Origin of the sequence: Neobacillus nitrireducens (assembly GCF_030915405.1) — a bacterium.
In the GTDB taxonomy this organism is placed as follows: Bacteria; Bacillota; Bacilli; order Bacillales; family Cytobacillaceae; genus Neobacillus.
In genome coordinates, this window is record NZ_CP133262.1 from 2323779 (window position 1) to 2348630 (window position 24852).

A 24852-nucleotide genomic window follows, 5' to 3' on the forward strand; every position below is an offset into this window, starting at 1 on the left:
TGTAAGGAAATAAAAGGCTCTCACGTTGTGTATATGTACACAACGTGAGAGCCTTTCTTCAAATTTTCGTAATAAAGTTGTCTCCTAAAAGTTTTCATATAGCTTACCGTTAACTCTTTTAATTTCCTCTTTTAATTGCTTGTTTTCCTTTTCTAATTCTCGAATGCGTTCGCGAAAGACTTGAATTAAGCTATCTTTATTCTCAACATTCATATTCTTCTTTATATTCTTTGGAGATGCCACTTCTCGTTGTTGCTGACGAAGGGTTTCAATCCTTTCCCTTAGTTCAGTTTGGTTGTATAAATAAGACTTAGAAACTCCTGCTGCGATTGTAACAGTATTGAAATTTATTTTTTCATTCTGCTGGATCAATTGTTTAATCGTTTGTTCAACCTTATCAACTGTTTCTTCTTTTTTCTTTTTTGCATATGCAACGACTGCCTCAGTATTTCTTTTGTGTTTCATTATTTCACCACACTATCTTTTCTTTCCTGAGCTTGTAGTAATATTCTTTTGGCACTAGAACCACGGTGAGCTTTACCCTCGGTAAGTTGATCCCTAACTCTTGTTAGATTGTTCAATTGTTCTAGCGTTTTTTCGTTGTATATTGGGTAATGCCTCGTCATTTCTATATGTTCTTCAACCTTTTTGATTTCTCTGTTAAAATCGGGAAGATTTTCGGGGGTTCTACAAAAATTAGGACATGTTAAACAAGGTGTAATTACATATGGACAACCCTCTTTTTTAGAAGCCAAACAATAGCCTAAAGGAACACGTACTGCCTCAATATTACTTTGAATATATTCCCAATGGATAAGGTCCTCATCCAAATTCATTTCTGATACTCTCGCCATACCAAGGTCAACTCGTAAGAGTGGACCCTTTTTTTCTTGTGCCTTTAACCATTCTTTTCTAAGGGTATCATCGGCAATTTTGGCATACCTCATTGTCATTTCAGGTGAAGAATGGGCAAACCATTTCATAATGTGAGTTAAATTCATTCCAAGGTTGATTAATTCTACACCTTTTGTATGCCGGAATGCATGGTTTCCAAAGTGATAGACAGTTCCGTTTTGATCTACAATGGAATATCTTTCAGCCCAACGATTTAATGCATCGCGAATACTTTGGTCAGTGAAAGGTTTTCCCTTCCGTTTTCCTTTTGTTCGAACAAATAAATACCCTTCGGGATTGTTCTTATGTGTTGTTTTGTCTTTTGTTTGCTCTATAATGACTTGTAAAACTTTAGCTAGTTCCTTATCAATAGGCACTCGGTGTTGTTTCACATCTGTTTTTGGAATATCTCCTTGTAAATAATAACCATTGTTTGTGGGTATCAAACAATTTTGGAACCGGAGGTTCAAAATATCACTTATTCTCCATCCGGTAGCTATAAGTAATATCACAATTGGTACATATTCTTTTTCATTATCCTTCATAGGTGGATTAACGTCTTCTGGATTCAGGTTTATAAGAAGCTCCAACTGATTCATGACGGTTTCAGGAATATATTTAATTTGATTTTCATTTTGCTTCGGTTGCTTCAAAAAATCCTCCCTAAAAAATAATGTGCCGATATGCTTTAACGGAGCTTCAGATCGTTCAGAACGTTGAAGATACTCTAAAAAGTATTTAACAGATGAAATCAAAAAATTCCTATAATATGGGCTATAAGAGGAGTTACTCTGATTAAAATAAATTAAATACTTTTCAATGTCTTCTCTTTTTAATTGGCTAAAATCTTTCCAATCTGGATGTTGTCCCTTAACGTAGTTTAAATAACTACTGATCCCTATAATATGACCAGCTAATTTACCCTGACTTAAATAGGTTAATGCATAAGCACAATATTCCTTTACTATTTTTCGAAATGGTGTAGGGATTTTCTCAAAAGAAAGGAGATAATGGGTTCCGTTTATTGTATACCTTGCATTCGGTATCTTTCTCAAATCCCATACATCCTTCTCAAGCTCTTCCCGTGTATCATAGAAGTGAGATAAATATTTAATAATTGAATTAAAAACTGTAATATGTGAGGAGTTATTGCCACTCTTTGTTATTATTCTGATACCTGTATTGGTCAAAAAAGTTTTGTATTTCATTAAGCCCTGATTAAAAGGTATATCTACCAAACTCTCAATCTTAGAATAATATTTCTCCAAGAAATGACTTAAGTGTACAAGTGAAAATGAATACAACACTAATGTACTAAGGGATAAACTCTCATTCACCAATTTATTAGCGAAGAAAAATTTAATTTCATGTCTAATTGAATTAGATAAGAATGTAAAATCTATTTTTGTTTTCGAGGCGGACCAAGAACTACCACCACCGTATACCTTAAAAAAGGAGTTTGTTAAATCCCATACATCATTTTCAAAATACCCACACAATTGCTCTTGAATCACTGCCGTTTTCTCGGATGTTACGCAGGGTTGATAAGCAACAGTGTTACTCTTCATTTTTCTCCTCCCTTAATTGTTTTTGCATCATAGCTTTCTCCCAATCATTCCGTATATCATCTTCAGAAGGGTGAATATACATTTGAATTGTTGTTTGCACATGGGCATGTCCTGCTCGCTTTTGAAGAGTTTCAGGACGCATTTCACCTGTTTTCCATAACTCCGTTATATTTGTATGACGTAACATATGGGGTGTCGCATCTATTCCAGTTTTTGCTTTAAGACGATTAAAAAGTGCTTGAATGCAATGATAATCGAGGGGGCTCCCTTTTTGTTCCCCGCGAAGTTTTATAAAAACAAAATTTGTATCAATCTCGTCTGTATGAATATCTATGATATAAGCCCGGTAAAGGTTAGCTAATTCATTTGATATATCAAGCGTGCGGGGGCTACATATTGTCTTAATCTCTGCACCATTAATAAGTTCTCCACGATCTCGTATTGTGATCTTTTTTGCTGCTGGAACAATATCAGAAAGGTGAAGTGATAGGGCTTCACCAATCCTAATGCCTGTCTCATAAAGAAGTGCCAATAAAAATTTATCCCTGACGTTCCGACATGCATCAACTAATTTTTGTACCTGTTCTGATGTCAAAACTTTTAACTTTTCCCTTGGTTCCTTAAGTTTCAAAATCATAATATTTTTTGATTTATTTTTAAGTGTGTGGTGGAGAAAGCCCTTGAAACTACCCCTAGAGGCGAGTATCTGACTTTTCAGACGCTCAGATAAATCCAAAGCGTAGTCTTCATGCCTCATCAAATAATCATAAAATGAGTAGACCTTGTCAAGATAGATATTAATTGTACAAGCCTTTCTCGTTTTAACATCTGTTTGTTTTATATTAATTACCTTTAAATCCCGATAGGGATTCTGAAGCCACCTAACAAACTCCGCCATATTGTCAATTCCGATATCCCTGTAATCTGCCTGCTTTTGCTCCAGAAACTCAAAAAATAATTTCAATGCAAAGCAATAAGAACGGAGTGTATTTCTGGAAGATCCAGTGTTGTCCATATACTTGAGGAATTTTACTACTGGTTTTACAAATTCCCCATGGTTATCTTGAAGTAAATATCTCTTTCTATTACCTGAGACAATGATCTCTTGGACTTTCATAACCAACCATCCTCTTTTACTTATTTAATGGGGAATTTACTCCATTAGTAAATTTCAATCATATTGGACTTATCCTAATTTCAACAAAACAGAATGTACCTTCGTAGTATACTTTGACTACTATAATTATGAAATAGGGTTTTACTGTCAATAAAGTACAATAAAAAGGGATAAACCCCACGTAGAATACGTTAAGGTCTATCCCTAATTATAGTTGTGTTTTAAAAACGGAACCCTTTATTAGATCCCCCCCTGGCCCTGTGTTTATTTTTCTTGATCAAATATAATGTTATTTTGTTTCCTTGCCTCTTCTGTGATTCGGAGAACTATTTCACTCCAGCTTTTTAATTGCTGATATTCTTGATCATTTTTCGTTTCAATAATCCTGACTATATTCGTACATTCATAAACCATGTTTTGTTCTTCAAGTTCAACACCCAAGATTTCGCGCTCTAATCCACGGTTGTCAACGAAGGTGATGTTTGAAATCGGGGCCGCGTCATCAAGGACAAAGGTTCCCTTTTCCCCGTGGATTTCACATGGTAATTCCGAATGAGATATTTTCGAACAAAGGATTGTACAAACAAACTCGTCATACGTTAAGACAAGCGTCCCGCTTCCATCTACACCGCTGCGAAGGAGAATCGGATGGTAGGTTACCTGCTTCGGTTCCCCAAATAATCCGACCGCTAAATAAAGCGGATAGACACCCAAATCTACAAGCGCACCACCGGAATACTTAGCAGAGAAAATATTCGGATCTTCCCCTTGTAAAAATAAATCATAGCGGGAGGAATACTTCATGTAAGGTAACATCGTGCTCCGAAGCTCTCCGACCAGATGGAGATTGTCCTTTAAGATGTTGAAATTTGGGGTATGAATATTACGAATTGCTTCAAATAAATAAACGCCATTTTCCTCCGCGGTCTGGTAGGCCTTCGACAACTCTGCGCTAGTTGAAAAAATCGGTTTTTCACAGATGACATGTTTTTTATTTTTCAAAAATGTTAGGGTTTGTTCAAAGTGGACAGAATTGGGTGATGCTATGTATACAGCTTCTATTTCTGAACTTCTCGCCATCTCCTCGAGGTCTGTATATAAATAGGATGCATTATATGTATCAGCTAATTGTTTTGCTTTATCCTCAGTTCTAGAATAGACACTTGTTAATTGTAACTGCCCGCTAAGCTGTGCTGCTTGGATAAAGGATTCTGTAATCCATCCTGTTCCAACTGTACCAAAGTTAATCATTAAATTTCCCCTCTCATATAGATCTTCAAGAAACCATTGTAGTCTTTTTCCACTATACTTTCCAATTCAAACAACCAAAAAATGAGTAAATATTCCTTTTCATCTGTGTTTTTCAGTTGATTTGTTGGGAACAATGGAAAAATATCAGTATTTATGTTATTTATAATGTAGGAAGAAAGATGAAATGCATAAGGCGCCTGCTTATCGGCGACAAGCATAAGACGAGCCGGCAGGAAGGTTGTTCTTTAACCTTCATGACGGATTGGCTTGTGCCTCGAGCCGATGGCGCCTGGAGCTAGACAGGATGAAAGAGGTTGAAAAGGGTGGACAATCACAATTCAAATTTTATTAAAGATATTATGATAAAAGATTTAGAATCCGGTAAGCACAGCAAAATCGTTACTCGGTTCCCGCCGGAGCCAAACGGTTATTTACATATTGGACATGCAAAATCGATCTTAATCAATTTCGGCTTAGCCGATGAGTTTAACGGACTGACCAATTTACGTTTTGATGATACCAATCCGTTAAAAGAAGATATCGAGTATGTTAACTCGATCAAAGAGGATGTAAAATGGTTAGGTTTTGAATGGGATAACTTATTATTTGCTTCCAATTATTTTGAAGAGATGTATAAACGCGCGGTTTTATTAATCAATAAAGGATTGGCCTATGTTGATGACCTATCAGCAGACGAAATTCGCGAATACCGTGGAACACTTACTGCGCCTGGGAAGAATAGCCCCTATCGCGATCGCTCCATTGAAGAAAACTTAGAATTATTTGAAAAAATGAGAAGTGGAATGTACGATAACGGTCAAAAAGTCTTGCGGGCAAAGATTGATATGTCCTCACCAAATATCAATTTACGTGATCCCGTTATTTACCGAATTGCACATGCAACCCATCATAATACGGGAGATAAATGGTGCATTTATCCGATGTATGCCTTTGCTCATCCACTCGAGGATGCGATTGAAGGGGTGACCCATTCGATCTGTACGATTGAGTTTGAGGACCAACGTCCCCTTTATAATTGGATTGTTGAAAACTGTGAAATGGAGAGTGTCCCACAACAAATAGAATTTGGCCGCTTAAATGTAACCAATACTGTAATGAGCAAACGAAAGCTCAAACAGCTGGTTGACGAGGGCTTTGTTGATGGCTGGGATGATCCGCGTATGCCGACCATTTCCGGAATGAGACGAAAAGGATTCACACCAGAATCGATCCGTGCGTTTGTTAGTGAAACCGGAGTTCATAAGGGTTCAGGCGCAGTTGATTCGCAAATGCTTGAACATTTTGTCCGGGAGGATTTGAAATTAAAAGCACCAAGGACGATGGGAGTCATCAACCCATTAAAGGTTGTGATTACGAATTATCCAGAAGGCCAAATTGAATTGCTGGATGCGGAAGTCAACCCAGAAAATCCTGAAATGGGCTCAAGGAAAATTCCATTCTCCCGTGAGATTTATATTGAACAAGATGACTTTATGGAAGAACCACCGAAAAAGTACTTCCGTCTGTTCCCTGGCAATGAGGTTCGCCTTAAAAATGCCTATTTCATTAAATGTGAAGAAGTAGTCAAAGACCCAAATGGTAATGTCGTTGAACTACGCTGTACCTATGACCCTGAAACAAAAAGCGGTACAGGTTTTACGGGAAGAAAAGTAAAGGGCACGATCCATTGGGTCGAAGCTGCCCATGCAGTTCCTGCAGAATTCAGACTATATGAACCACTAATTTTGGATACAGCAGAAGATGCTGACGGAGTTGAAAAGTCCTTCCTTGAAAATGTTAATCCGAATTCACTTGAGGTGCTACAAGGCTTCGTGGAGCCAAACATGAAGGAAAGCAGGCCACAGGAAAAATTCCAATTCTTTAGACACGGCTACTTCAATGTCGATCCAAAACATACAACCGTCGATAAACTTGTATTTAATCGGATTGTTTCGTTAAAGAGTTCATTTAAAATATAAAGTGAAAGAACCAAGCGCATGAAAACGCTTGGTTCTTTTTTATTCAGAAATTGAATCGGGTACTTCTAAGATAAGTTTGGTTCCTTGACCTGGTGAGGAGTTTATTAATAGTTCTCCGCCGACAGAACGAGCACGCTCATCCATACTGAACAAACCTACACCAAGGGATTGATTTTTAAAATCAAAACCTCTCCCTTTATCTTCAATCATTACTCTGACTACATCATCCAACTCTCTAATCGTGACAGTTGCTTCAGTGACTTCTGCGTATTTCCGGATATTTGTTAGTGCCTCCTGAATGATTCGGTAAATCGTCAGCTCAATGCGGATGTTTAAGCGACGATTTAACACACACTCAAAATAGACATCAATATGATAATGATCAGAATAACGGGAAAGAAATGAGCGGATCGCCGGAACTAAACCTAGATCATCTAGCACGGACGGCCTCAGCTCCCATGAGATTTCGCGGATTTCTTCGATTAATTGGGTTGCTTCCAATTGCATCTGCTGCAAAAGCGGATGGTCCATTTCAGCTAGAAGGCGATTGATGGTAATCAAATGGCTATAAAGATTTTGACCGATGCCATCGTGTAAGTTTCTGGACAAGCGCTTCCGTTCGTCTTCTTGAACATTGATGATGGTAGTCATCATTTTTTGAAGTTCTCGTTCGACTCGCTTTCGCTCAGTAATTTCATAGCGAATCGCTAAGTATTGGTACGGTTTTCCTCTTTCATTTAAAAAAGGAACAATTGTGGTATCCATCCAATAAAAGGTACCATCCTTAGCCTTGTTACAGATTTCACCCTTCCAAACTTCACCAGTTCCAATGGTTTTCCACATCTTATTAAAAAACGCCTTTGGATGGTAACTGGAATTTACAATTCGATGATCTTGTCCCAGTAGCTCTTCTCTTGAATATTTAGAGATATGACAAAATTGATCATTCACATATGTAATGATGCCCCGCGAATCTGTGATAGCAACGATAGATGATTCATCGAGGGCAAACTTTATGTCTACCAATTCTTGCAATGACCTTTTTAATTCTAACTCAAGGTTTGCGTGATTGTTTGCAGGCTGGTCCATTTCCTTTTCCATTAGTATCCCCCTGCGCCTTTCATAGTTTCTGAGCCTTTAATATCTGTTCCAAGGATTGAGCGGCTTCACTTACCTGCTGCTGATCCTCTTCAGAAAACAAAGTGGTTTTTCTATTCCCAATGAGCAAAACTCCTTTGGGAACATCATTGAAAAATAATGGGACGGCATAGGTAGAAACAAGTTTTTCAGCAAGCATAATTGGATGGTCAGTTACTTTACCGATAACATCTTTTGGGAAATCCTTCATCAACATTGGACTTCCGCTTGAAATGATTTTCCCGGCAATCCCTTTTCCGAAACGGACCGTTATTCGTTTGTATTTATCATTCAAGTTGCCGCTTGCATAATGCCACCTAACATCCGGGCCCACTTCATTTTGCATGGCTAGCGCAACAAAGTCACACCCAACATTCGCCATCAGCCGGTCGCACATCAGGGTAACCGCTTGGAGTTCCTTAATCTCTTTCATCCCATATAATTCTCCTTAGATACCATAACCTAATAGGCCTTTTCTAACGGCATATTCCACTAACTCAGGTCTGGTTTTCATTTGAAGTTTTTCCATCAAGTTTCCTTTATGGGTCTCAACCGTTTTAACACTTATAACCAGTTGTTCTGCTATTTCTTTATTAGAATAGCCCTTTGCAATCAATGTGAGAACTTCTTTCTCCCGGTCTGATAATAGATTGTACGTATCATTTCCATCATTTTTAACGCTGCCCAAATATTCCTCCATTAACCGTTTCGTTGCTGATGGATGAAGATAGGCATCCCCATTTGCAACTGATTCAATCGCTGACATTAGTTCATCATGTGGGGCACTTTTTAAAATGCAACCTGAAGCTCCCCCTTGAATGGCTCGAAAAAGGTATTCCTCATCGTCATGCATCGTGAGAATCAAGATGTTTATTTCTGGCTTTAGCTTTTTTAATTCGGTTGTTGCGGATAATCCATCTTTTCCATGTGGCATACTTAAATCCATAACAACCACATCAGGTTTTAACTTTAATGCCTTTTTGATTCCTTCATTACCTTCTGACGCTTCACCAATTACTTCCATTTCGGGATTTGTATTCAACAGCATTTTCAAACCCATTCTAACTACGGCATGATCATCAACCAACAGGATCTTTATCACTCTTAACTCCCCTTTACTCCCTACTTACTAACGGAAGGGATAGCACTATCGATGTTCCTTCTCCTATTTTAGATGAAATGTGACACTGTCCGCCAGTTAGAAGCATTCGTTCTTTCATGGCCGCAAGACCGTAAGAGGGATTTATATTGTCTTGTCCATCAGGGTGGAAACCTTTGCCGAAATCATCAATAGTAATTTTCAAATCTTTCTCAGACCAGAAAAAGTTAATATTAACATTGGATGTATCTGCATACTTGGCAATATTAGCAAGGGCTTCCTGGCATACTCGAAATACCGTGATCCTATTTTTTTCTGATATCCACTTTTCTTCTCCGATAGAATCTAAATCCACAAGGATCCCAAACGTAGATGTATATAACTTAATATAGCTCTTGATGGCCGGCAGTAAACCAAGTGTTGTCAGTGTAGGAGGATGCAATTCAACCGAGAGCAGCCTAATTTCTTGGATGGTCTTTTCAATCAACTGAGACATTTCGCGGACATAATTTTTCATAGGCAGCTCTTTTGCACCAGATTCGATAAACTGTAAACCGGTAAAAATACTGTATAAATTTTGTCCGACACCTTCGTGAAGTTCTAAGGCAATCCGCTTTATTTCTTCCTCTTGGGAATGAATAATATAAGAACTTATATGTTGTTTTGAATTTAATGAATCCATCCCGCACCTCCAATTATAAAAAAAGGCAGGTTCTTGTTAGAAGACCTGGACCTTTTTTACAGTATATGTTAAGCCGCTCTCCGAATCAAAAGCCGACCAATATCCTTCCGACTGACTGAGACTGACTCGACTATTTAGCGGTACAGCAAGAAAATAAAAATCATCAAAATATAAGCGAATATGGGTTTTATCTGGACAAAACTGTACCTTCTTGATGGTTTTCTGTACAATAGGGGCCTGGTCTCCACCATCCCCATCTTGAATAGCAATCGCAACAGGTTCACCAACAAAAGTATTCAAGTCTTCTAATTTAATGAGTTCCACAGCTGTTACATCCTCTCTTCACCGGATAGATGAACATCTTATAGCCCTGCAAATATTCCCAAAACTTCTCGCCGGCGTTTTCCTCGATGAATTGAATCGTTTCTTCTTCCGAACTCCAGTCACTCATTCCCTTCACTTCCGCAATGACCATTTCCGCACCATCAATTGACTTCTTTTCAAGAAACCAATTTAACCGTTTTTTTGCAAAGGTATTCTTCAATAACTCATCAATTTCTGCGGAAAAATCACCAGCCTCTGGGCGGACAAAACAAAAGTCAATATAGGTCTCACTAGTCATGGACATTCACACCTTTTTTATAGATAAGGAATGCGACTGGAAATAAAATAACATTGATGACCGCAGCGATGATGGTATTTGAGTAATTTTCATAGAAATATTGATGTACCATATATTGAGTGAAAATAATATTTAACATCAACACCACAAGTAGTAACGCAACAGGCAGATAACTACGCTTCATAACGTTTCACCCCTACTGCATATACTGCATCATTTTCAACCTTTACATAAATTTCAGGAAGCGGACGGCGCGGTGGTCCAGCAATTGGTGCACCAGTTTCCACATCGAATTTCCCGTGATGGCAAGGACACAGCATTTCACCTTCATCCTTTTTCCAAAACACAGGGCATCTTAGGTGGGTACAGGCATTTTGGTATGCAACGTATTTCGTTTCCGATAATCTAATTAAAATCGCACTGTCATGCTCACCCGGAAAGGCAAAGTCAACGGCGTCTCCGATTGGTAGCGCTTTGACATCGGTAATTTTATGCTTTGGATATTTTTTATCTCCCAATCCCGATAATTCTTTCGCAGCCAAGGCTCCCCAGGGAAGTGAGGAAACAGCAAATACTCCTGCCGCACCCACCAGTGTTTTCATAAAGCCGCGACGGTCAAGCTTTCTTTCATTATTTCGGTTTATATTATGTGTGTAATTATCTTCATTGAATGGGATTTTATTATTTTTATCGGTCATGCGAATCCCTCCTAAAACAATTTAGTGACGCCCTGCAGGATACCAGGAAGATTCACTTTTACATTGGTTTCGCCTTCTAAGTAAGGCATACTTGTTACCCATTTACCGTTATCTAGGTTAAATTGCTTTTGTTTGGCTTCAATTTCTTCATCTGTCAACCATTGCAAGGTATTAGACGGGCACACACTCGCACACATTGGCGGGATGCCATCCTTGGTACGGTCAATACATAGGTCGCACTTGTACATTAAATTTTGCTCAGTATCAAACTTCGGTATTCCATATGGGCAAGCAATCGTACAGTTTTGGCAGCCAATACATTTTTCAACAAGCGCCGAAAGCACCGCTCCTGTTTCGTGAATTTGGATCGCCTGTGCTGGACAGCTTCTCGCACAAGCTGGGTTCACACAATGAAGGCACATAAGAGGCATGGTTTGACGGTTAACAAGCGGGTTAACGTCGTAAACATAGTTACGGTTACGTTCCTCATGCCCACCGCACTGTGTACAAGCCGCTAAACAAGAACGGCACCCTATACAGTTTTCAAGTTCAAGATATAGCCTCTTTTTCATTTACTGCACCTTCTTCATTTCTAGTTTTTCTATCTGTGCGGCACACGCTTTGAATTCCGGCATCCGTGACATCGGGTCAAGCGCGGCAATTGTTAATAGATTAATAGATTTATCGTGGCCAAAATGGTAGGGAACGAATACAGTATCTTTTCGAATCGCTTCCGTGATTTTGACTTTATATTCAGCCTCACCTCTACGGGTAAACAGGCGCACAAACTCTTCATGTTCAATGTTATATTTTGCAGCCGTTTCTGGATGCACTTCTACATACGGCTCTGGGCACATATCTCGTAAAAACTGAATCCGGCGAGTTTGATTCCCAGAAAGATAATGGTAGACGACACGTCCGGTGGTTAAGCGCAATGGATATTCTTGATCCGGTTCTTCAGCGGGTGGACGGTATGGAAGTGCACATATTTTAGCTTTCCCATCTGGATGATAGAACTTTTTATCTAAGAACATATGTGGTGTTCCTTCGTCGGCTTCATCTTTACAAGGCCAAAACACACCATCTTGTTTGTCGATTTTATCCCAAGTGGCCCCGTAATAATCAGCGTAGCCACCCTTAGAAGCTAAACGGAATTCGTCTGCCACGTCTCTTGCTGTTTTCAAATGAGAGAAATATTTCCCTCTTCCAAGGTATTCTGCAAGCTCTGCTTGAATCTGCCAATCAGGTTTTGATTCACCAAGCGGCTCTTGAGCTTTATTGATTTTTATGATCCGTCCTTCTAGGTTTGTAACTGTTCCTTCATCTTCTGACCACGTAACTGTTGGAAGTATAACATCGGCAAATTCAGCTGATTCAGAAAGATAGAAGTCTGCACAAACCATGAAATCTAAACCCTTCATAGCTTTGCGGACAAAGTTTAAGTTTGGTGCAGATACTGCTGGATTTGAACAGAGCAAATACATAGCTCGGATTGTTTTTTGTTCCATTAATTCAAACATTTCGTAAGCAGACACACCTGGCTGAGGCATTTCTTCTGGAGTAATTCCCCAAACCTGACATACTTCTTCAACGTGTTTCGGATTCGTAAGTTTACGGTAGCCCGGAAGTAAGTCTGACTTTTGACCATGTTCACGGCCGCCTTGACCGTTTCCTTGACCTGTAAAAGTAGCAACCCCTGATTTTGGACGGCCAATTTTCCCAGTTACTAATGCCATGTTTGTGTAAGCCGATACGTTGTCGACCCCTTTATGCTGCTGCTCGATCCCGCGGGCAAACATTACAACAGCATTTGGTGCTTTTCCGTAAATTTCAGCGGCACGAATGATCTTTTCAGGTGCAACGCCAGTAATTTCACTTGTATATTCTGGTGTAAATTCCTTTACTAATTCTTTGGTTTCTTCAAAGCCATTTGTATGATTATTTACAAATTCTTCATCGGCATAGCCGTTTTGAATTAGTAAATTTAATATTCCGTTTGCAAGTGCAAGGTCTGTTCCTGGTCTTAAATCTAAGTGAACATCTGCCCTTCTGGCAATTGGTGTTTCACGAGGGTCTGCTACAATTAAGTAACCTCCCCTTTCCTGGACGGCCCACACTCGGAACATCGAAGTTGGGTGACACTCTGCTGTATTGCTTCCTGCAATAAACAAACAATCTGTTTCATGAAGATCTGTCCAAGGTAATGTTGAACCGCGGTCAACTCCAAAAGAACGGAGGAAGCCACCAGCTGCACTCGACATACAGAAACGGCCGTTATAGTCGATATAGCGAGTTTGCATCGCAACCCTTGCAAACTTCCCAGTTAAATAACATTTTTCATTGGTCATTGATACACCACTGAAGACCGATAAACTATCTTTTCCGTATTTGCTCTGAAGTTCAGCAAACTTTTTCGCAATTAGGCTGTAAGCTTCATCCCAGGTTGCTTCACGGAATCCTTCTTTTGTACCCTTTAGTGAGGCATCATCCCGGATTAATGGTTTCAAGATTCGATCATCATGGTTTGTTTGCTGGTACGCAGTAACCCCTTTCGGACACATTTTTCCGACGGTAACTGGCCAATCATAACGAGGCTCTACCCCGATTATTTTATTTGTTTTTGTATTTACACGTAAATTCATCCCGCATTGCATTCCACAATAGCTGCAGTGCGTTTTAACGAGTGTTTCATTTGGATGACGTAGATTCTCTATCTCCTTGAAAAACTTATCCCTTTGCATTCTGGTTTGCCTCCTTGACTTTAACTTGATGTGTTGCGAAGCCTGAGAATCTAGAGATTCTATATTTTCTGCGACATGGCAGGCATAGCTCTGCAAGATTAAAACCATCCTGCATGTTGAATTCCATTTCATTAACACCCAATACTTGGATGACATCGTTTGACTGTTCTACAGAGACAAAATGATCTCCGCACACTTTACATTCTTTCATGTGCTGCTCACCATAATGTTCACGGTAGTTTCTAGCAAATACGCTCATTGGACGGAATGGAATATGCGCTAGCTTTCCAAATGGTAAATAAATTAATGTTACGATCACAGAAAATTGGTGAATCAGTGACATTTGCGGCTGCATCCAGCCATGCAGGACAATATTTTGGAAAGTTAATAATAGTCCAGTAATCGAAATAAATAACAATAAGTATAGCGGTAAAAAATCATACATGAATTTTTGTTCTGCTCTCGCCTGCATATTACTTAAGCGGCGGTAAAGCGCCATGCACACACCCGCAGTCACCATAATTGCTGCGATATTTAGTGCATTATAGGAGAACCAGGCAATAATTCCTTCGGCTTTGACATTCATTACGTTCATTCCGAATAACACAATTGTATAGTATCCATTATCCTCCATCGTAAAATACATCCAGCTGAACACAAGCGGGAAAGTTACCAAGCAAGCGAGGACACAGCCCCAGCCGATTAGAATATGCTGTACCCACCGGTAAAGCCCGCGATTTCGAATAAAATCGTAAATAGCTAAATGATTAACAGCTGTTTTCGGTGTACTTTTTCGAAATAAAAGCTTTAAGCCCTTTTTGATCATAATTTTGGTTGGCGGTCTCTCCCCCAAGCAATAAAGCGGTAGAAAAATCCGCCAATAAATACGATTGTTCCGACCATGTATCCGTATAGATTTAAGTCAATGTGCGTGAACATTCGTGTGCCAATAAACATTAAAATCGCGATTCCGACAACCGTTAGAAACATTGATTTAGCAAAATGTGAAGCAAAAGCTTGATTGACCGATCTTCCTAACTTTTTATTCGTTGCAATATTTGCTTGCATCCTAAGTCCCTCCTAAAAAAATAACACCACCGTTTTTCTTACTCTAATTGTAAGAAAAATGGTGGTGTTATATATATCAGGGAGTTCCCCTATCATGGGGGAGAAAAACCCTTAGAAATGTTATTTTAGACAAATGTCTGTCACATTTAGTATTGGCACCTATTTTTGCGTGTATTTTTTGCGCCATGAATAGAATAGAAGCATGAACCCAATTAGTATTTGCAAGGTAAATAGGATGGCATCCCAAAACGGAAGAGAGGTCGGTCCTTCCAAGTAGCCTGGAATAACTTTTTTCACTGCAAACAATACTTGCGGGATATAAAAAATGGTATATAGGCTAACAGTCAAAGCTACACCTACGAAATAGAATATGGAATAAGCGAGAACGGTTTTTCTTTCCCCTGCAAAAACCATATCTTCTGTTGAGAGGGTTTTTAAAAATGGAAACCACTTTCTAATCACCTGCTGAGCATTTTCCATCAAGTTATAGCAACCAGAAACATTTTCAAACAAGTAATATAAATCGGTCTTCATATAAATGCAGCATTGGTAAACGAAACGAATAAATATATCTAAGACCACTACTGCCATGATACTCCGGAAAATCCCTGACCCATTAGCAAAAATTAATTGACTAATTAATGCAAATGAAAGAATAACGGTATCAAAACAAAGACCTGCTAAATATAAAACATTTCGATCTTTAGAGGGCAATTTCCATATCGATGACATATCCGTCTCAAGAACAACCAAGAATAAACGATGGCCTAGCTCCAATTTAGTTGGTAGATTCAGGGCTCTCATTGCTAAAATATGGCCAAACTCATGGATTAGAACAAGAAGGATTGTTATTCCCATCCATGCTGGGATATTCAAAACCATTAAATTAAAGATAAACATATCCTTATATTGAGGAAACAATGATGGATAATTAATAAAAAGTATAATATCGATGATTAATAATACCAGATAGATAAGTAACATGATTCTATTAAAAAAGAATTTTCCTAGCTGAGTCGGAATAAATAAAAAGCCTAAGTTTTCTCTTTCCTTAACCTGAGCATCTACTCTTACGCCATTCATTTCAGCAATCAACTGCAGTTCAAGTAACTGTTCTGAAAAACTAAGCAAATCCACTTCTTCTTTTGGGTATTTCACTTTAAGAATCTGCTCAATTACCCCTAATGTTTGTCCTTTATTAATTAAATTGATTGCGTCAATACAAACCTCTGGCATCTCATAGAACTCCCCTGAAGTTTTATCTTCAACAATGAAATGTTTTTTTTCTTTGCGAATCTTGATTGGAACTAACAATAGCGTCGAATTAAATGTCAGGCTCATTTTAACACCCTTTAACTTTTAATAAAAATAAGAAGGATGCCAGCTTTTCGCTAACATCCCACCTCCATATGGTTACAATCCTACCCAAGGACACCACCAGCAAGTTGTCTTTACTTTCTTCAGCTTACGAATTTTCATAATTCCACCTCCTTTGTTAATTCCCTTTCATTTGTCCACGGATATTTTTCATGAAATTCAACCCAAGCAGGGAATACTTTCTTAAATTCTTCCACTAACATTGGATCAAATTGGGAACCCTTACCATCAATAATACGTTGATAGGCTTCTTCAACTGGCATTGCTGCTCGATAGGACCTTGAAGATGTCATGGCATCAAAAGCATCTGCAATGGAAGTAACTCTGGCGAGCAATGGAATCTCTTCTTCCTTTAATTGATCAGGATATCCTTTACCATCCCAACGTTCATGATGGGAACGAATAACACAAATACAATCCTTGATTCCCTCAACATTTTTGACAGCTTCAGCACCTACACTAGGATGTGATTTAATAATTTCAAATTCTTCTACATTCAGTCTCTCAGGTTTCATTAATATTTGATCAGGAATATGTACTTTCCCGATATCATGTAATAAACAAGCATAATAAAATGACTTTTGTTCCTCTTTTGAAAACTTATCAATTTCTTTCGCTAAAAATAAAGCATAGCTGGCAACCCGTTCACTATGTCCTCTAGTATAAGGATCCTTCAACTCTAGGGTAGCAATTACCCCTTTCACAATGCCTTCCAACTGATTATCGTAAGAAATCTTAATTGCTCGAACATAGCCTTGAAAACGAACTAACAAGAAGAATGACATAATAGATATTATTGTAAATATTATAATTGGAAGAATAAGGTAGGTGTTATTCAAAATAATAGCAGTTAAAATGTATTTTGCAATAACTCCTAAACTCACTAACCAAAAGTATCTTGTATTTAGGAAAATAGGTAATGTAAAAACCAAAAACACTTCTACCACATTCCCACTTGTATAGGTTCTCCCGCTTCCATAAAAGGATAAAATATCAACAGTAAAAGCAGTCAGTAAATAACTAATAAAAAAAACATATTTGATCCAAAACTGCTTATTCATCTTATTTAAATAAATGATAACTGGAATCAATATTGCAAGTACGATATAGTTGAGATACCAAAAATTGCTAGGTAACCCGCTATTCTCATTCTTTACATGGACTGGCAAAAAATAATAATAGAAAAAGTCATAGCCCACCAGAATAATATAAAAAAATATAAGAAACCATTTGATGGTTCGTTGCTCTTCATGTCGTAACATATAAACCTCCAAGTGTGTCTAACACACTTACCTAATAAAAATTTAGACTAACTTTTATTAAAAATGTCATTTTATCACAAAATCTACTAATGTTCCGTATTACTCTACATTATATATTATTAAGATATCTCTTGAAACAATATATTTTGTTGAATTTTGTATAATTATAGAACTAATTATTGGCGACTGTTTTTCTGTGAAAGTGGTAAAGTTACATTAACCCCCGTCCCTTTTCCAATCTCACTTTCTATTTTTACAACACCATTGTGATCCTTAATGATTTGACTCGAGACCATTAAACCAAGACCTGTCCCATCCTTTTTCGTTGTAAAAAACGGTTCTCCAAGATTAAGGATGTTCTCATCAGCAATACCGCCACCTTCATCCTGAATAGAAACGGACATTTTGTTCTTTTCTAGGATTTTAACACGGATCTCAATCCTTCCACCCTCTGGCATGGCTTCAATAGCATTTTTTATTAAATTTATAAACACTTGCTTCAATTGTTTTTCATCACAATCAATAGGTGGTAATGGTCCTGCCATTATTGTTTCAACAGTGACTTCTTGTCTCTCAGCTTGTTGTTGGGTAATAGATAATGTATAAGCAATTATTTCTTCCATACTAGCTTTTTCAAATTGGATGACTCTTGGTTTACCAATATACATCAAATCATTAACAATAGAATTAATCCGGTCGATTTCTTGAATCATTATTGGATAAAATTCATTTGTATTTGGGAATCGTTCCTGCTGCAGTTGTGTAAATCCCCTTAAAGACGATAAGGGATTACGGATTTCATGACCGATACCGGCAGCCATTTGACCAATAATAGCAAGCTTTTCTTTTTGACGAAGTTCTTCGTGGACAGTAGTTATTGAATTAATATATGAATTAAAACGCAAAACTAAAATATAGGCTATCACAGTTAAGATAATGTATATAACTGTGGGGATTAATACGTTTAAATCTTGTAAAATTATCCCTAATAATACTTCCTTTCCTATCATCCCTAGTGAAACAACCCAAAAATACTTTTTATTTACAAAAATCGGGCTGAATAGGATAAATAATACCTCCACGATATTACCTGCACCATACGGTATCGATGTTCCCCAAAGTTTCAAAAGATTATCAATAATATCAATACCTAAATAACCAACAATGTAGATATATTTTACAATATAAGGATTTCCCTTTTTTATAAAATAAACCCCAATAGGTAATAATACAAATACTAGAATATACAACCATATTCCTAAACCAGTCTCGTTTGTATCAAAACGATTTTGTCCATTGGTTAATTTAGGCTTAATAAATAGACCATAGTATTCAAAAGAATAGTACATTAAATTAAATAGCCATAAAAATAATATTATTGCCTTTCTCTCTTCAAAAATAAGCTTTGGATTCTTGATGCCTTCTTTCATTTATGTTCTCCTCAATCTGATAATCTGGAAAAATATTAATTATAAAACCTGCTCCTATTTTACCATCATTCTTTCAATTAAATGACTTTATTTTTGTAAAAATGATGAATTTCGACATTTTTCGATAAAACCCAACAAAAAGGAGCTTACGCTAGGTAAGCTCCTTCACTGTTTATCATTTAGCTAACTTTTTCCAATGGATCCACTGTTTTATTCAAGGATGAATGTTTACGGCCATATCCGAAATAGACAAATAGTCCGATCACAAGCCAAACTCCGAAGCTAATCCACGTTGTTTTTGGTAACTGAATAATTAAATACCCACAGAACACAAAAGCAAGAATTGGAATATAAGGTACAAATGGAACCCGGAAGCCTGTTTTCGGTGCTTGTTTATTTTTGCGAAGATATAAAATCCCCACTGAAACCGTCATAAAGGCAAAAAGAGTTCCGATATTTGTTAGTTCTGCAAGTTTGTTTAAAGGAACTAAACCTGCAAAAATCGATACTAGTAAACAAATAATCCATGAATTTGTCATTGGTGTCTGCTTGTTCTTATCTACTTTTGAAAATACTTTTGGTAATAGGCCATCACGGCTAATCGCATAAAATAAACGAGATTGTCCATATAGTAGAACTAATAATACTGTGGTGATTCCTGCAATTGCACCAAGCGAGATAAAGCCGGCCACCCAATCCTGATGGATATAGTTAAGAGCAAATGCCACTGGGTTTTTTACGCCTAGCTCTTGGTAAGGAACGATTCCTGTTAGAATGGCCGAGACAGCAATATATAACACCGTACATACTAGTAATGAAACGATAATACCAATTGGCATATTCTTTTGCGGATTTTTCACTTCTTCCGCTGCAGTTGATACGGCATCAAAGCCAATATAAGCAAAGAATACCGTCGCCGCACCGGCAGTTACACCTGAAAATCCAAACGGCATAAATGGCGTCCAGTTGGAAGGCTTTACATACCAAGCACCTACACCGATAAACAACAAAACAATAGCTAACTTAATAATTACCATAATCGTGTTAAAGCGAGCAGACTTCTTCACACCCTGCGTTAAGAGTAAAGTGATAATTACTATGATAAGGACAGCCGGAACATCCACAAATGTTCCGTTTGCCGGATCATACGCACTTGTTAATGCCTTAGGAAAATGAATACCAAAGCCAGCAAGTAGTCCTTGTAAATACCCGGACCAGCCACTAGCAACAGCAGAGGATGCGAACCCGTATTCGAGGATTAAATCCCAACCCAATATCCAGGCAATTAACTCCCCAAAGGTCGCGTAACTATACGTATACGCACTACCTGATACTGGAACAGTGGAAGCAAATTCCGCATAACAAAGGGCTGCGAATGCACATGCGAATCCTGATAAAATGAAGGATAAAATAAGTGCTGGTCCTGCATGCTCTGCAGCTGCAACCCCTGTTAATACAAATATTCCCGTTCCTATAATAGCGCCAATTCCCAGCATGGATAAATCAAAGGCTCCTAAGTCTTTCTTTAAGACTACATCTTTTTGACCAGCCTCTTGAATGAGTTCCTGGATTGACTTTTTTCTAAATAAATTCATTATACTTACCTCCATAAATTCATGTCGGAATGTTCTGAAAAAATAACCCACATAAAATTGTATATCGAAATAATATAACCATTTTACTAAAAAAGCAATATATTTTGAAATTTTTAATTATTTGAAGATTATTCCATGGAAAATATAGTTTTTTCATCTTTATTCTTTCTGGCGAGTATCAGTAATGCTATTTAAATATAATAAAATTATATTCCAAGTTAACTTTATTCATGCACAAAAAAACCGATGGCTCCAAAATACTTTGAAGTCATCGGTTTCTATTTGTTATCATATTTTTCTCACCTTTAAAACGAAAATAGCACACGCATGTGTGCTATTTCCGCTTTAACGAGATTTCCCCGTATAACTCCCATAATAAACATAACATTTTCGATCTTCGTCAATTTCCCTCGAATCTAGGGTGAATTCCAGAAACCTACCATCATTCTGAATGTAAATGAAATCGGAGTGCAGAACAGCCAGTACTTCTTCATGGTTCCAAACTTCTTTTCTCTCGATAAGAACAGAGCTGTTTCTCTGAAGCTCTCTCACTTCAAAACCTATATGAGAATACTTATCATCCGTTTCCTCAGTAAATGACTTTTCTTTTTTTACATACAAGACAGTCGTGCCATCAGGGTCAATAGCAGTTGCCGTTACCACATACGTTTCAGCCTCTTTGACGAAGTATTCACAAGTCATTCTTGCTACTGCCTCACTAACTGTTAAATTTAAATAGCTCCAAAGGGCAGGAAACTTTTGATATTCATCATCCAGACGGTATTCCAACCTCAAATTTCATCCCTCTTTCATTTTTCTTTTATTTTACCATTGTTTTCCTATGGTTTAATTTTATAATAAAAATATAAATTCAATTAGGAGCGTGAAATGGTGAAGAAAACCCAATGGTTAGTGACTGGTGTTCTTACTTCCCTTATAGCTGGAACACTTTCTGGTTGTTCAGACGATCGTCCTCCCAAACCCAATGACACGAGCTGCCGAGATTGGGACTGGGATGATGATCAAGGGGTATGGCAATGTGACGATACCCGTTCAACTCATTATGGTCACTTTTTTTATGGAGGAAGCTATTTTCGAAGTAAATCATCTCTCTTGAAATCCTCGGCTTACAAGTCATACAAATCCTCCTCAAGCTATAAGAGTGGATTTGGCAGTGGCTCTAAGGGTGGATTTGGAGGGTAATATGTCGCTTTATTCTAAAAAACGAAAGATTTTTTATTCGCAATTTCCAACCTTTTGGTCAGATTTATACGATAGCGAGTATAGCCTTTATCATGTTTATTTGATTTCGAAGCATACCTCCTTACTTTTAAAGGAAGCAACGGAACGATTAGGCAGCATTTTTTTCAAAACTGCCCGACTGTTACGGAATCTGACTGATGAGCAACTCCTAGAACTTGGGTTCCCAACGGTTTGCCTTCCATTTTTAAGGCTGAAAAACTTTTCCCCTGAAAGCATTATCGCCCGGTTTGATTTTGCGTTAACCGCAGATGGTTTAAAATTGCTGGAATTCAATAGTGATACACCGACGTTTATTGTGGAGTGTTTTCATATCAATGGAAAGGTTTGCTCAGAATTGGGATACCTTGACCCCACTGAAGGAGGGGAACGTCTGCTTTCTTCCGGAATCACTCGAGCAGTAAAAGAAGCATCAAATGGGAAATTGGAGCCTAATATTGTGTTCACTGCCCACGCTGACCATAGTGAGGATTGGAATACGATTCAGTACCTAAGCAGGCTTTGTCAGGTTAACAATCGGACGGTTCCCTTGTCTGCACTGCGAATGATTGACGGTATTCTTGTCGACGATGAGGGTATCCCTATTGATGTGTTATACCGACAAACCTATCCTCTTGAACACCTAGTTGACGATTTAGATCCACTATCAGGTGACCCGGTTGGAATCGAGTTGTTGCAGCTGGTCAAAGACGGCAAACTGTCGATCCTAAATCCAGTCTCTGCCTTTTTGCTGCAGCCGAAGTCTATCCAATGTTTAATTTGGGGATTAGCGGAACAAGGGGCTTTTTATACAAAAGAAGAGCAGGGCTGGATTAAGGAATATATGCTGCCTACATACCTGGAAGCCGATTTATTCAAGGGACATCTTGCCTATGTTCAAAAACCGACTTTCGGCAGAGAAGGAGACACGGTAACCATATGGGATTTACACTCCAATGTTACCGACCAAAATTCTTTTCAAACCTATAAAGAGGAGCTTTCAGTCTATCAACAATACGTACCTCTCCCTACAGTTTCATTGGAAACTGAAAAGGGAATCGAGGAGCTTTCATTAGTGTTCGGCTCTTTTCTTATTGCGGGAAAGGCCGGAAGTATCGGCATTCGGGCAGGCGGAAAAATCACCGGAAACGAATCTTATTTCTTACCGGTGGGTATTAAAAACAAGGGGGAATGTAAATGACAAGTTTTTTATTATATTTATTGGTTTCACTGGTCCTTTTATTCGTTGGTCTGATTCTTATGGAAGTAACAACCAAGGTCAAGGAGTTTTCCTTAATGGCCCAAGGGAATAAAGCAGCAAGTTATGTCCTTGGCGGCAGACTTCTGGGGCTTGCGATCGTGTTATATTCTTCTGCAGCGAATTCGATTTCTCTTACTGATATGGCCATATGGGGTGGAATCGGAATTGTCGCACAGATTGTGGTGTTTTATCTTGCTGAGTGGCTTACACCTCGTTTTAATGTCAGTCAAGCAATCGAGAAAGATAACCAGGCAGTCGGACTTTTCCTATTGTTACTATCAGTCTCTATAGGAATCGTCATTGCCGGGTGTTTAACCTATTAAAAAAGCGCATCCTCGAGATGCGTTTTTTTACTTCATAGCGATTGGTATGTATTCTTATCGCAAATCACAAATAAGCGAGCTTCTTTTGGTATGGTTTCATCCCATTTTTTCAATATATTTAAATCACTTCGGTCCGCAATGAGCTGGGCCCCTTTTTGCTTTAAGTACTCATGCGCATCTCCGTATGTTTCCCAGTCGGAACGTAGGTCAACTTCCCATAAGTCACTACCCGCATCCCCATCCTTACGGCTTAATAATTGCGTAAATAAATGGCTTGCCCCATTTGTCTGTGCTGATTTCGCCATCAGGTTTGACACGGATTCATAGGAAAGGATAAATTCATCTATTTTGACATGCTTGAAATTGCTAACATGCTTTTCATTTAAAATTTCTGCAATGGTATAAATATTTTTTTCCGTTCCTTCATCATATCGCTCGATCGAGGACGCGGTTAATAATGTTTTTCCATCAGCTAAATCCGGGTTATCTATTCCATCAGGTGCAAAAAGCAAAACTGCTTTTGAACTTTCAATTTTTGCTCTTCTTAATGTGTCATCATCAGTTGGACTTCCCTGGATAAATAAAAACCGCTCATGTTCATAGGGTGACTTCTCTAATTCATCAATTAACACGATTTCTGTTTTTTCGTCGCCAATAAAAAGCTCTTTTATTGTATTTTTACTTTTGGAAGTCCAGCCAATTATGACGTAATGGTTTTCTCCTTTAAAAGTCATTTTTCCTTCCTCCTTCATCCGTTTGTACTGTGACACAGCATCGACAATCATCCCAATTACCACACCAAAAAGTCCAATCCCTGCTGTATAGACGATGACCATTGCCCAAATTCTGCCCAGTTGTGTGGTCGGGTACACATCCCCGTAGCCTACAGTAGTCATTGTTGTAAGAATCCACCAAACGGCATGAAAGGTATTTTCAAATGTTTTCGGCTCTAGTACTCTCATAACCCCTGCATTTATAAAAATATAAATGGTCGTAACAAATAAAACAGTCCGAAACCGATATTTCGCAGCGGTAAGGAACAACCTTCGAAAAAATATCATCGATTGACCTCCATTCCAATTTATTCTTAGAGTTAATTTTACAACCACTTCCATTCGAATCATCTATAAATATATTTCTGCTATATCTTTAGTTATTCCTTTAAGGAAGAAAGTTTTATTATTTTTATTGACAAACATCATATAGTCCTGTAGTATTAGTCTTTGTGCTTCACATTTAATTGTAACTTGTAAAAGAGAAAATAACGCAAAGTAAGAATTTTTCTGGCATTCTGCTTATGTTTTAAAATTAAAAACTTATTCACACTGGATCGGCTTCGGAGCCGTTAGGATGTAAGAGAGGTAGGGCTTACGTCGTTTAGGTATAAAACCTTCAGGTGGAAAAATAACCGCGGCAAACTTGTTTTTACAAACAATGATTATAATATAAGTTTTTACCTTGCGATGGCTGATTACACAGACAACCGTTCACAAGTTACGATATATGAAT

24 protein-coding genes and 1 pseudogene are annotated in these 24852 nt (G+C 38.0%); 4 read left to right on the forward strand and 21 right to left on the reverse strand.

Features of this window, described 5'->3' with window-relative positions:
- Nucleotides 1-84 precede the first annotated feature (84 nt).
- From RCG22_RS11280 to RCG22_RS11295, 4 genes are all read right to left on the reverse strand, one after another.
- Nucleotides 85-465 (reverse strand): DUF6262 family protein, encoded by a 381-nt coding sequence (locus RCG22_RS11280; protein ID WP_308103758.1) that lies wholly within the window; start codon nucleotides 463-465, stop codon nucleotides 85-87.
- Entirely contained in the window at nucleotides 465-2462 is a 1998-nt protein-coding gene (locus tag RCG22_RS11285) for a tyrosine-type recombinase/integrase (RefSeq protein WP_308103759.1), read from the reverse strand. Before RCG22_RS11285 ends, RCG22_RS11280 begins: the two co-directional genes overlap by 1 nt.
- The gene (locus RCG22_RS11290) at nucleotides 2452-3579 is read right to left on the reverse strand and encodes a tyrosine-type recombinase/integrase (protein ID WP_308104587.1); all 1128 of its coding nucleotides are present in this window, start codon (nucleotides 3577-3579) and stop codon (nucleotides 2452-2454) included. Before RCG22_RS11290 ends, RCG22_RS11285 begins: the two co-directional genes overlap by 11 nt.
- A 264-nt stretch (nucleotides 3580-3843) precedes the next feature.
- The gene (locus tag RCG22_RS11295) at nucleotides 3844-4827 is read right to left on the reverse strand and encodes a Gfo/Idh/MocA family protein (RefSeq protein WP_308107136.1); all 984 of its coding nucleotides are present in this window, start codon (nucleotides 4825-4827) and stop codon (nucleotides 3844-3846) included.
- Nucleotides 4828-5153: 326 nt separating this feature from the next.
- Between RCG22_RS11295 and RCG22_RS11300 the strand changes: the two genes are divergently transcribed.
- Nucleotides 5154-6809, forward strand: coding sequence for a glutamine--tRNA ligase/YqeY domain fusion protein (locus tag RCG22_RS11300; RefSeq protein ID WP_308106873.1), 1656 nt, complete (start codon nucleotides 5154-5156; stop codon nucleotides 6807-6809).
- Nucleotides 6810-6848: 39 nt separating this feature from the next.
- Here the strand turns inward: RCG22_RS11300 and RCG22_RS11305 are convergent, their stop codons facing one another.
- The 16 genes and pseudogenes from RCG22_RS11305 to RCG22_RS11380 form a co-directional block, all read right to left on the reverse strand.
- Entirely contained in the window at nucleotides 6849-7910 is a 1062-nt protein-coding gene (locus RCG22_RS11305; protein WP_308106874.1) for a PAS domain-containing sensor histidine kinase, read from the reverse strand.
- A 19-nt stretch (nucleotides 7911-7929) separates the two neighbouring features.
- Complete coding sequence (locus RCG22_RS11310) at nucleotides 7930-8379, reverse strand: GAF domain-containing protein (protein ID WP_308106875.1); 450 nt, start codon at nucleotides 8377-8379, stop codon at nucleotides 7930-7932.
- Nucleotides 8380-8394: 15 nt separating this feature from the next.
- Nucleotides 8395-9048, reverse strand: a complete 654-nt coding sequence (locus RCG22_RS11315) for a response regulator (protein ID WP_098263605.1) — start codon at nucleotides 9046-9048, stop codon at nucleotides 8395-8397.
- Between the two features lie 13 nt (nucleotides 9049-9061).
- Nucleotides 9062-9727 (reverse strand): sensor histidine kinase, encoded by a 666-nt coding sequence (locus RCG22_RS11320; RefSeq protein ID WP_308106876.1) that lies wholly within the window; start codon nucleotides 9725-9727, stop codon nucleotides 9062-9064.
- A 36-nt stretch (nucleotides 9728-9763) separates the two neighbouring features.
- Entirely contained in the window at nucleotides 9764-10051 is a 288-nt protein-coding gene (locus RCG22_RS11325; protein ID WP_308106877.1) for a hypothetical protein, read from the reverse strand.
- Nucleotides 10038-10349, reverse strand: a complete 312-nt coding sequence (locus RCG22_RS11330) for a hypothetical protein (RefSeq protein WP_098263608.1) — start codon at nucleotides 10347-10349, stop codon at nucleotides 10038-10040. Before RCG22_RS11330 ends, RCG22_RS11325 begins: the two co-directional genes overlap by 14 nt.
- Nucleotides 10342-10533 carry a hypothetical protein gene (locus tag RCG22_RS11335; protein ID WP_308106878.1) on the reverse strand — a complete coding sequence of 64 codons (192 nt, stop codon included), beginning with the start codon at nucleotides 10531-10533 and terminating at the stop codon, nucleotides 10342-10344. The genes RCG22_RS11330 and RCG22_RS11335 overlap by 8 nt, the downstream gene beginning before the upstream one ends.
- On the reverse strand, nucleotides 10523-11047 hold the full coding sequence (locus RCG22_RS11340) for a QcrA and Rieske domain-containing protein (RefSeq protein WP_308106879.1): 525 nt from the start codon (nucleotides 11045-11047) through the stop codon (nucleotides 10523-10525). Before RCG22_RS11340 ends, RCG22_RS11335 begins: the two co-directional genes overlap by 11 nt.
- Before the next feature lie 11 nt (nucleotides 11048-11058).
- Complete coding sequence (locus tag RCG22_RS11345; RefSeq protein WP_007086371.1) at nucleotides 11059-11619, reverse strand: 4Fe-4S dicluster domain-containing protein; 561 nt, start codon at nucleotides 11617-11619, stop codon at nucleotides 11059-11061.
- Nucleotides 11620-13788 carry a molybdopterin oxidoreductase family protein gene (locus tag RCG22_RS11350; RefSeq protein ID WP_098263611.1) on the reverse strand — a complete coding sequence of 723 codons (2169 nt, stop codon included), beginning with the start codon at nucleotides 13786-13788 and terminating at the stop codon, nucleotides 11620-11622.
- Nucleotides 13775-14856: pseudogene (locus tag RCG22_RS11355) on the reverse strand (hypothetical protein). Before RCG22_RS11355 ends, RCG22_RS11350 begins: the two are co-directional and overlap by 14 nt.
- A 159-nt stretch (nucleotides 14857-15015) precedes the next feature.
- Nucleotides 15016-16197 (reverse strand): hypothetical protein, encoded by a 1182-nt coding sequence (locus RCG22_RS11360; protein WP_308106880.1) that lies wholly within the window; start codon nucleotides 16195-16197, stop codon nucleotides 15016-15018.
- Between the two features lie 134 nt (nucleotides 16198-16331).
- Nucleotides 16332-17495: an HD-GYP domain-containing protein gene (locus RCG22_RS11365; RefSeq protein WP_308106881.1), complete on the reverse strand. Its 1164-nt coding sequence runs from the start codon at nucleotides 17493-17495 to the stop codon at nucleotides 16332-16334.
- A 176-nt stretch (nucleotides 17496-17671) separates the two neighbouring features.
- Nucleotides 17672-18925 (reverse strand): ATP-binding protein, encoded by a 1254-nt coding sequence (locus RCG22_RS11370; protein WP_308106882.1) that lies wholly within the window; start codon nucleotides 18923-18925, stop codon nucleotides 17672-17674.
- A 179-nt stretch (nucleotides 18926-19104) separates the two neighbouring features.
- On the reverse strand, nucleotides 19105-20520 hold the full coding sequence (bcaP, locus tag RCG22_RS11375) for a branched-chain amino acid transporter BcaP (RefSeq protein WP_308106883.1): 1416 nt from the start codon (nucleotides 20518-20520) through the stop codon (nucleotides 19105-19107).
- 345 nt (nucleotides 20521-20865) lie between these two features.
- On the reverse strand, nucleotides 20866-21315 hold the full coding sequence (locus RCG22_RS11380) for a hypothetical protein (RefSeq protein ID WP_308106884.1): 450 nt from the start codon (nucleotides 21313-21315) through the stop codon (nucleotides 20866-20868).
- Nucleotides 21316-21408: 93 nt separating this feature from the next.
- Between RCG22_RS11380 and RCG22_RS11385 the strand changes: the two genes are divergently transcribed.
- The 3 genes from RCG22_RS11385 to RCG22_RS11395 are packed head-to-tail and all read left to right on the forward strand — an operon-like array spanning nucleotide 21409 to nucleotide 23343.
- Nucleotides 21409-21723, forward strand: a complete 315-nt coding sequence (locus tag RCG22_RS11385; protein WP_374049446.1) for a hypothetical protein — start codon at nucleotides 21409-21411, stop codon at nucleotides 21721-21723.
- A gap of 1 nt (nucleotide 21724) precedes the next feature.
- Nucleotides 21725-22960 (forward strand): glutathionylspermidine synthase family protein, encoded by a 1236-nt coding sequence (locus RCG22_RS11390; protein WP_308106885.1) that lies wholly within the window; start codon nucleotides 21725-21727, stop codon nucleotides 22958-22960.
- A complete protein-coding gene (locus RCG22_RS11395) occupies nucleotides 22957-23343 on the forward strand; it encodes a DUF350 domain-containing protein (RefSeq protein ID WP_308106886.1) in 387 nt (128 codons plus the stop codon). The genes RCG22_RS11390 and RCG22_RS11395 overlap by 4 nt, the downstream gene beginning before the upstream one ends.
- Nucleotides 23344-23375: 32 nt before the next feature.
- Here the strand turns inward: RCG22_RS11395 and RCG22_RS11400 are convergent, their stop codons facing one another.
- On the reverse strand, nucleotides 23376-24404 hold the full coding sequence (locus RCG22_RS11400; RefSeq protein ID WP_308106887.1) for a potassium channel family protein: 1029 nt from the start codon (nucleotides 24402-24404) through the stop codon (nucleotides 23376-23378).
- Nucleotides 24405-24852: the final 448 nt, after the last annotated feature.